The organism is Streptomyces sp. NPDC086549 (assembly GCF_044746205.1).
Taxonomy (GTDB): domain Bacteria; phylum Actinomycetota; class Actinomycetes; order Streptomycetales; family Streptomycetaceae; genus Streptomyces.
Window position 1 is genome coordinate 321,823 of sequence record NZ_JBIVBS010000002.1, and the last position, 7,944, is coordinate 329,766.

General features: G+C 71.7%; 8 protein-coding genes. 5 read left to right on the forward strand and 3 right to left on the reverse strand.

Features of this window, described 5'->3' with window-relative positions; translation table 11 throughout:
• Nucleotides 1-132: 132 nt before the first annotated feature.
• Together ACIPSA_RS08130 and ACIPSA_RS08135 are read right to left on the reverse strand one after the other, a co-directional pair.
• Nucleotides 133-1,530, reverse strand: coding sequence for a DUF3152 domain-containing protein (locus ACIPSA_RS08130; protein ID WP_402630254.1), 1,398 nt, complete (start codon nucleotides 1,528-1,530; stop codon nucleotides 133-135).
• Nucleotides 1,531-1,538: 8 nt separating this feature from the next.
• The gene (locus tag ACIPSA_RS08135) at nucleotides 1,539-2,558 is read right to left on the reverse strand and encodes an alpha/beta fold hydrolase (protein ID WP_402630256.1); all 1,020 of its coding nucleotides are present in this window, start codon (nucleotides 2,556-2,558) and stop codon (nucleotides 1,539-1,541) included.
• A 164-nt stretch (nucleotides 2,559-2,722) separates the two neighbouring features.
• Between ACIPSA_RS08135 and ACIPSA_RS08140 the strand changes: the two genes are divergently transcribed.
• The 4 genes from ACIPSA_RS08140 to ACIPSA_RS08155 all read left to right on the forward strand — a co-directional run bounded on the left by ACIPSA_RS08140 (nucleotide 2,723) and on the right by ACIPSA_RS08155 (nucleotide 4,647).
• Complete coding sequence (locus ACIPSA_RS08140) at nucleotides 2,723-2,947, forward strand: hypothetical protein (protein ID WP_402630259.1); 225 nt, start codon at nucleotides 2,723-2,725, stop codon at nucleotides 2,945-2,947.
• Between the two features lie 167 nt (nucleotides 2,948-3,114).
• Entirely contained in the window at nucleotides 3,115-3,759 is a 645-nt protein-coding gene (locus tag ACIPSA_RS08145) for a TetR/AcrR family transcriptional regulator (protein WP_402630261.1), read from the forward strand.
• A 187-nt stretch (nucleotides 3,760-3,946) separates the two neighbouring features.
• The gene (locus ACIPSA_RS08150) at nucleotides 3,947-4,174 is read left to right on the forward strand and encodes a DUF3107 domain-containing protein (protein ID WP_402630263.1); all 228 of its coding nucleotides are present in this window, start codon (nucleotides 3,947-3,949) and stop codon (nucleotides 4,172-4,174) included.
• Nucleotides 4,175-4,377: 203 nt separating this feature from the next.
• Complete coding sequence (locus tag ACIPSA_RS08155) at nucleotides 4,378-4,647, forward strand: hypothetical protein (RefSeq protein ID WP_402630266.1); 270 nt, start codon at nucleotides 4,378-4,380, stop codon at nucleotides 4,645-4,647.
• Between the two features lie 36 nt (nucleotides 4,648-4,683).
• Here ACIPSA_RS08155 and ACIPSA_RS08160 read toward each other — a convergent pair whose 3' ends face one another.
• Nucleotides 4,684-5,442 (reverse strand): ferritin-like fold-containing protein, encoded by a 759-nt coding sequence (locus ACIPSA_RS08160; protein ID WP_402630269.1) that lies wholly within the window; start codon nucleotides 5,440-5,442, stop codon nucleotides 4,684-4,686.
• A 497-nt stretch (nucleotides 5,443-5,939) separates the two neighbouring features.
• Between ACIPSA_RS08160 and ACIPSA_RS08165 the strand changes: the two genes are divergently transcribed.
• On the forward strand, nucleotides 5,940-7,944 hold a 2,005-nt coding region (locus ACIPSA_RS08165; protein WP_402630271.1), incomplete at its 3' end, for a DEAD/DEAH box helicase.

Consider the following 7,944-nt stretch of genomic DNA (forward strand, 5'->3'; position numbering starts at 1 on the left):
GTCCATCACGCCACCAAAAGGGGTGAACGGACGTAACTTTCCCGTGCGGGCGACGTTCGCTCGCGCTAAGAGATCATTCGAACGCGGAACGTCACACCGTGATCCGGTCGCCGACCCGGCGTACGACGGCGCTCAACTCCTGGGGTAGGGCCAGGGGTTGGGCAGACAGTGGATTCCGTCGTGGTCGAGGAACTTGGTCTGCTGCTGCATGACCGGGGCCAGCTCGCCGTCCTTGTCGCAGGTGACATGGCCGTGGCCCAGCCGGTGGCCGACCTCGTGGTTGATGAGCATCTGCCGGTAGGCGTGGATCTCGTCCCCGTACGTCTTGCTGCCCTGCGCCCACCGATACGCGTTGATCATCACGCGCTCGGTGGAGGCGGAGTCGCACGACACGTTGTCCTCCGTCGTGTCGAGACCGGACTTGGCGCACCACTCGGCGGTGGTGCCGGGACTCGCGAGCGTGATCACGAAGTCGGGCTTGCCGGAATCGACGCGCTCGAAGGTGCGAGCCCCGTCGTGGGCCCAGCTGCGGTCGTCGTTGAGCGTCTTCTGGACAGCCTGGGCGAAGAGTTCGGCGTCCAGGCCGAGCCCCTGCTCCACGTCCACTCGGTAGGTGTACTTCTTCCCCTTGCCCGGGGCCTTGTCGGTGCCCGGGACGGCGTCGAACTTCCCCGAGCCCTTGAGCGTGGCGCCGAGCGGGTACTTCGTGGCCATCTTCTGCTCGTACGTCAGTGCCGCCACGCTCGGCGAGGCGGACGGGGTCGTCCGGCCTTTGCCGCGCGAGGTGGAGTCGTGGTCGGTGCGGGCCTGATCGGTGGCCGACTGCGACCGCACGTCGGTGTCGTCGCGGCCGTCGGCGACCTGGCCGGCCACGATCACGGCGAGCACGGTGGTGACGGCGGCGGCCGCGATGCCGGTGAAGGCCCGGCCCTTGCCGCCCTTCGTCTGCGCGGGCGGGCCCGTCGGGGGCGCGTCGCCGTCCGCCTCGGTCGCGGGTGCGGGTGCGGTCCGGCCGGTGACGGGGGTGTACGACTCCGTGCGCTGGGCGCCGATGCCGGCTCCGGACCGGGGCACGAAGACGTCGTCGTACTCGTCGAAGGCGTCGAGGTAGTCCTGCCGGGGGCCGCCCCGCATCGCCTGCCGCTGCCGCGGTACGGCCGCACCGGGCCCCGCCACACCGACTCCGGGCGGGACACCGCGCCCCGCACCGGCCCGCCCCTTCAACTCGCCCCAGCCACCACCGGATTCACGCTGCTCGGGGTGCCCGCCACGGGATTGGGGGATGCCCTGGGCGGGGGTGCCGTCAGGAAGACGGGGGGTCCCGTGGGCAGGCGTACCGTCCGGGAAACGAGGGACGCCGCGCGCGGGCGTACCGCCCACCGGGCCGTCCACCGGACCGCCCGGGGGCCCCGCGGCCCCCGCGTTCCCGGTGGCTCCTGCGGCCCCCGCGGACCCCCGCGCCCCCCGCCTCGCGCCTATGTCCGCGGCATCACCCTTGGAGGAGGGCCCGCGGCGGCTGTGGCGTCCCACGTCGCCCCTCAGCTCCCCGCACTCGCGCCGGTGGCACCCCGGCCACCGGGACCACCGTCGGCCACCGGCCCCGACTCCCCCGAGTCCGCGAGGAGTTCACGGAACGCCTCGGCCACCGCCTCCGGATACTCCATCATCGCCACGTGCCCGGCGTCGGGCAGGGTAAGCAGGCGGGAGTCGCAGAAGGAGCGGGCCGCCCGCTGGGCCATGCGGTAGCCGACGAGCTGGTCGCGGCCGCCGTAGATCAGGAGGGTCGGCGCCAGGACACGCTCGGCCTGGCGCCACAGCCCGTGCTGCCCGCCCAGCGTGTACGCGTTCACCAGCCCGCGCGCGGACCGCGTCATCGCGTCCCAGAAGTACGGCAGTTGGAGCCGCCGCTCCAGTTCCTCCACGGCGTGTCCGAACGCCTCGGGCGTCACCCGCGCGGGGTCGCCATAGCACAGCCCCAGGACCCCGCGGACCCGCTGCTCCACCGTCCACTCCTTGGTCACCCGCGTGAACAGCGCGGCCGCGCCGGGCGCCCCCAGCAGCGCGGTCGGCACCGCGGTCCGCTGCACGCGCAGCTCCGGCAGCGCGGGCGAGACGAGCGTGAGCGTCCGTACGAGATCGGGACGCACGGCGGAGACGCGCGTGGCGACCGCACCACCCAGCGAGTTCCCGAGGAGGTGTACCGGGCCGCGCCCGGACGCGTCGAGATAGCGGATCACCGCGCGCGCGTGCCCCGTGACGGAGTAGTCGCCGTCGTCCGGCGGCGGCGAGTCGCCGAAGCCCGGCAGGTCGACCGCCTCGCTGTCGACGACACCGTCGAGCCGCTCCATGAGCGACGACCAGTTCTGCGAGGAACCGCCGAGGCCGTGGACGTACAGCGCGGGTGGCAGGCCCGCGCGCGCGGGTGGCCTCGACCGGATCGACAGCGTGACTCCCGGGAGGCCCACAGAGCCGAGCCGCTCGCCCTCCGCGACCCTGACGGCCGCCGCCTTCGGGAGCACACTGGTGGCCGGCACGGACGGCAACTCGGTCGAAGACATGCGGCAATGTTACGAGACGATCACGCAGTGATTCGTGTGTTCGCAGTCACAGAACATGTGCGGATCGCATAGCGTCCGAATCGGGTGTCTCCTACGCTCATACAGAGGGCACCCGCTTGTAGCCCCTGTTTCTCCCAGGGACGTTCGACGGAAGGGAGCCCGCCATGGCCCTTGACCCCACCGACCCCGACGTCTTCGTGGAACTCGCGGCGGACGAGGTCCCGCAGTTCGACGTCGAGGCCCCCGAGAACGACGCGGCCGAACAGCACGCGGACCTCGCGCCGGACCGTGACGACCCCCTCGAGGACGTCGACCCGGCCAGCGCGAACGAGGCGGACATCATCGAGCAGGCGCGCGTCGTCACCCTCGACGAGGACGATTACCGCTGACACCGAGGCGGGTACGGGGAGTGACCTGCCCCGTTTAGTGCTCTATGAGGGACTTTCGCCGCTGTCCGCTACGTGAAATTCTGCGCTCGCACCGCGCACACCACGGTTACCGAAAAGTACGATGGCCGCGCGGCGCACACCGCATGTGGACGACTTTGGGAGGCGGCGTGACAGCCATCGAGCAGACAGAGGCGGCTCGCCCGCGGGGCACTCGCCTGCCGCGCCGTGCCCGACGGAACCAGCTGCTGGGCGCCGCCCAGGAAGTTTTCGTGGCGCAGGGCTACCACGCGGCCGCGATGGACGACATCGCCGAGCGCGCCGGTGTCAGCAAGCCGGTGCTCTACCAGCACTTCCCGGGCAAGCTCGACCTCTACCTGGCCCTGCTGGACCAGCACTGCGAGGCCCTGATCCAGGCCGTCCGCGGCGCACTGGAGTCGACGACGGACAACAAGCAGCGCGTGCGGGCGACCATGGACGCCTACTTCGCGTACGTCGAGGACGACGGCGGCGCGTTCCGTCTGGTCTTCGAGTCCGACCTGACGAACGAGCCCGCGGTGCGCGAGCGCGTCGACAAGGTCACCAAAGACTGCGCCGAGGCGATCTGCGACGTCATCGCGGAGGACACGGGCCTGTCTCGGTCCGAGTCGATGCTGCTGGCCTCTGGCCTCGGCGGACTCGCCCAGGTGGTCGCGCGCTCCTGGCTGCACAGCGACCACAGCGTCCCGCGCGACCAGGCCGTGCAGCTGCTGACGTCGCTGGCCTGGCGGGGCATCGCCGGCTTCCCGCTGCACGGACTCGATCAGAACCACTGACGCGACCGGACAGTGCCGCGGACGGGACCGAACGGAAGCCGTTGAGGGCACCCGGCCGGGTTGTTCCCGTCCGGTGTTCGCTCCTGGCGTTCTTGCCCGAAGCGTGTACGTCCCCTCACCGGGCTAATGTGTGCTGGGTACGGCGCGCAAGGTCGCGCACTTCACTGACCGTCGGAGGGACATAGCCGTGGAGGTCAAGATCGGCGTGCAGCACGCGCCCCGCGAGATCGTTCTGGAGAGCGGTCAGAGCGCGGAGGAGATCGAGCGCGTGGTGGCCGAGGCGCTGGCCGGAAAGACGCAGCTGCTGAGCCTCGCGGACGAGAAGGGCCGCAAGGTGCTGGTCCCGGCCGACCGTTTGGCGTATATCGAGCTCGGCGAGCCGACCATCCGCAAGGTGGGCTTCAGCGCGCTGTAGTGACAGCTGAGGGAAGGGGCCCGGTGGCGACACAGCCACCGGGCCCCTTCCTCGTGAACGGGTGTGAACGATCTCCATGGGCACAGCACAAGCTCCATGGGTACAACACAAGTCACCCACAGGGTGGGATTGCATTCCGCAGGTCACGGGTATGACGGGCTACGACCGCGAAGCGCGGGCCGGCCGTGTGGGAGGGACCCGTCATGATCCTGGAAGCTCTCGGCTCCGCGCTGCTCGGCGCCGTCCTGGCCTGGGCCGCGGTGCACCGCCTCTCCCGCCGCATGCCCACCCGTCCCCTGGTGTTCTGCACCGGCGTCGCCGGAGCCCTCTTCGGTGACTTCGTCACCCACAGCGCGCTGGGCCCCGGCACGGTCCTGCTGAGCCTCCTCGGCGCGGCGGTGGTCTCCGCGGCCTCGCTGTCGCTGCTGCTGCGACCGGCCGGGAGACTCCGCCGACGATCAGCCCCGGCGTAGGGGCCGGTGACCGCCAGGGCCTGTTGGCTCCTGGCTCTAGGCCGCCAGCCCGAGCGCCGCCATCCGCTTCGTGTGGGCCTCGGTGATGCGGGAGAACATCCTGCCGACCTCGGCGAGGTCGAAGCCGTCCGCGACGCCGCCGACGAGCATCGTGGACAGCGCGTCCCGGTCGGCGACCACACGCTGGGACTGCGAGAGCGCCTCGCCCATCAGACGCCGCGCCCACAGGGCGAGCCGGCCGCCCACCCGCGGGTCCGCGTCGATCGCGGCGCGCACCTTCTCGACGGCGAAACCGGCGTGTCCGGTGTCGTCCAGGACGGCCAGAACCAGTTCGCGTGTGTCGGAGTCGAGGCGGGCCGCGACCTCCCGGTAGAAGTCGCTGGCGATCGAGTCGCCGACGTACGCCTTGACCAGGCCCTCCAGCCAGTCCGAGGGCGCCGTCTGCTTGTGGAAGCCGTCCAGGGCAGCGACGAAGGGCTCCATGGCCCGGGTCGGCTCCTCGCCGATCTCGGTGAGCCGGTCGCGCAGCTGCTCGAAGTGGTGGAACTCGGCCGAGGCCATCTTGGCCAGCTCAGCCTTGTCCGCCAGCGTCGGCGCCAGCTTGGCATCCTCCGCGAGCCGCTCGAACGCCGCCAGCTCCCCGTAGGCGAGTGCGCCGAGCAGGTCCACGACCGCGGCGCGGTACTGCGGGTCGGCGGAGGCCTTCGCCCAGTCCTGGGCGGCGACTCCGGTGGCCTCGGGCGAGGCATCCTCGGGGGCGTTGTCAGGCTTGTCAGAGCTCGTCATGAAGCGCACAATAGCCCGCCCGCCGCCTCTCGGAACCCCTGGTCAACCAGTGTGACGACGAGTACGTGACCAAATCGGCCATCGCGTGTGCGAGTTTCCGGGGTATGGTGGTAATGCGCCTGCTGGTACGTGGTCGTAAATCGACGTCGCACCTCGACAGGCCGCACGTATGAGGATGCCCGGTCGGTGGCCCGATCGGCTCCGACCCGACAGCCCTCCTGGCCGTACTGCTCTGTACGTACGACAACCGGAGGGACACCCTCAGCGGTACGAGCGCTAGAGCGTCGGCAGTGGTCCCGTGCCATACGGCTTGCCCAGAGTGGTTTGCCCGTAAGGCAGCCGACGTCCCCGGCACGGTCCGTCAAAGACCCCCGCGCTCGCCTCGCGCCGCGACTCACAGAAGAGGCAGCACCCTGACTACGACGTTTCGTGAACTCGGAATCCTTCCCGAGACCGCCGAGGCCCTGGAAGCCGTCGGCATCATCACCCCCTTCCCCATCCAGGAGATGACGCTCCCCGTCGCCCTCTCGGGCACCGACGTCATCGGCCAGGCCAAGACCGGCACCGGCAAGACGCTGGGCTTCGGCCTTCCGCTCCTGGAGCGCGTCACCGTCCCCGCCGACGTCGAGGCCGGCCGCGCCCGGCCCGAGGCGCTCACCGACGCCCCGCAGGCGCTCGTCGTCGTCCCCACGCGCGAGCTGTGCACGCAGGTCACCAACGACCTGCTGACCGCGGGCAAGGTGCGCAACGTGCGCGTCACCGCGATCTACGGCGGCCGGGCCTACGAGCCTCAGGTCGAGGCCCTCAGGAAGGGCGTCGACGTGGTCGTCGGCACCCCCGGGCGCCTCCTGGACCTCGCGGGCCAGAAGAAGCTGAACCTGAATCACGTCAAGTGCCTGGTCCTGGACGAGGCCGACGAGATGCTCGACCTGGGCTTCCTGCCCGACGTCGAGAAGATCATCGACATGCTTCCGGCGAAGCGCCAGACGATGCTGTTCTCGGCGACCATGCCGGGCGCGGTCATCGGCCTCGCGCGCCGCTACATGTCCCGTCCCACGCACATCCGCGCCACGGCGCCGGACGACGAGGGCGCGACCGTCGCGAACATCAAGCAGTTCGTGTACCGCGGTCACTCCATGGACAAGCCGGAGATGATCGCGCGCATCCTGCAGGCCGACGGCCGCGGCCTGGCGATGATCTTCTGCCGCACGAAGCGCACGGCGGCCGACATCGCCGAGCAGCTCGAGCGCCGCGGCTTCGCCTCCGGCGCGGTCCACGGCGACCTCGGCCAGGGCGCCCGCGAGCAGGCGCTGCGCGCCTTCCGCAACGGCAAGGTGGACGTCCTCGTCTGCACCGACGTCGCCGCGCGCGGCATCGACGTCGAGGGCGTCACCCACGTCATCAACTACCAGTCCCCCGAGGACGAGAAGACGTACCTGCACCGCGTCGGCCGTACGGGCCGCGCGGGCGCGAAGGGTACGGCGATCACGTTCGTCGACTGGGACGACATCCCGCGCTGGCAGCTGATCAACAAGGCGCTGGAGCTGGACTTCAACGACCCGGTGGAGACGTACTCCACCTCCCCGCACCTCTTCGAGGACCTCGGTATCCCCGCGGGCACCAAGGGTGTCCTGCCGCGTGCCGAGCGCACCCGCGCCGGGCTCGACGCGGAGGAGCTGGAGGACCTGGGCGAGACCGGTGGCCGCGGTGCGCGCGGCCGTGGTGGCCGGGGCGGTCGTGGTGAGGACCGTTCCGCCGAGCGCGAGCGTCCGGCGCGTACGCCGCGTCGCCGCCGCCGTACACGCGGTGGAACGGCCCTGGAATCCACGGCCGGTACGACGCCGGTCGGCTCCGCGTCGCCGACCGCCGATGCCGTCACGGCGGAGGAGCCGACGTCGTCCCGGACCCCGCGCCGCCGTCGCCGCACCCGCGGCGGGGCGTCGGCGGAGCAGCCGGTGGCGGCCGCCGAGCCCAAGGTGACCGAGGCGGCGGAGGCCGCCGTGACCACGGCGGAGGGTCCCGCCGCGCTCGACACCCCGGAGAAGCCGCGCCGCCGCCGTACGCGCAGGTCGGCGGAGCCGGCGGTGCCCTCGGCAAAGAGCACGGCCGAGGTCGCGACCGAGCCCGAGACGCCGGTGGCCACGGCCCCCGTGGCCCCCGCGGAGGCGCCGGAAACGAAGCCGCGCCGCCGCACCCGCAAGGTCGCTGAGCCGACCGGGGTTGCCGAGACCGCCGAGGCTGCTGAGGCTGCGGTCGCCACGGCCGAGGGCGCCGCTGAGGCCGCCCCGGCCACCAAGCCGCGTCGCACCCGCAAGACGGCGGCCGCCGCCGAAACGGCAGTGGACACGGCCGAGGCCACCGAGGCCAAGCCCCGCCGCACCCGCAAGGCCACCACGGCCGCCACCACGGCCGCTGCGACCGCTGTGGAGACGGCCGAGGGCACGGAGGCCAAGCCGCGCCGCACGCGCAAGACCGCCGCCGCCCCCGAGGCAACCACGGAGACCGCCGAAG

Bases quoted from the DNA above. Each gene is read 5' to 3' on its own strand.
- ACIPSA_RS08135 (WP_402630256.1), bottom strand. From the start codon at position 2,558: ATGTCTTCGACCGAGTTGCCGTCCGTGCCGGCCACCAGTGTGCTCCCG.
- ACIPSA_RS08140 (WP_402630259.1), top strand. From the start codon at position 2,723: ATGGCCCTTGACCCCACCGACCCCGACGTCTTCGTGGAACTCGCGGCG.
- ACIPSA_RS08155 (WP_402630266.1), top strand. From the start codon at position 4,378: ATGATCCTGGAAGCTCTCGGCTCCGCGCTGCTCGGCGCCGTCCTGGCC.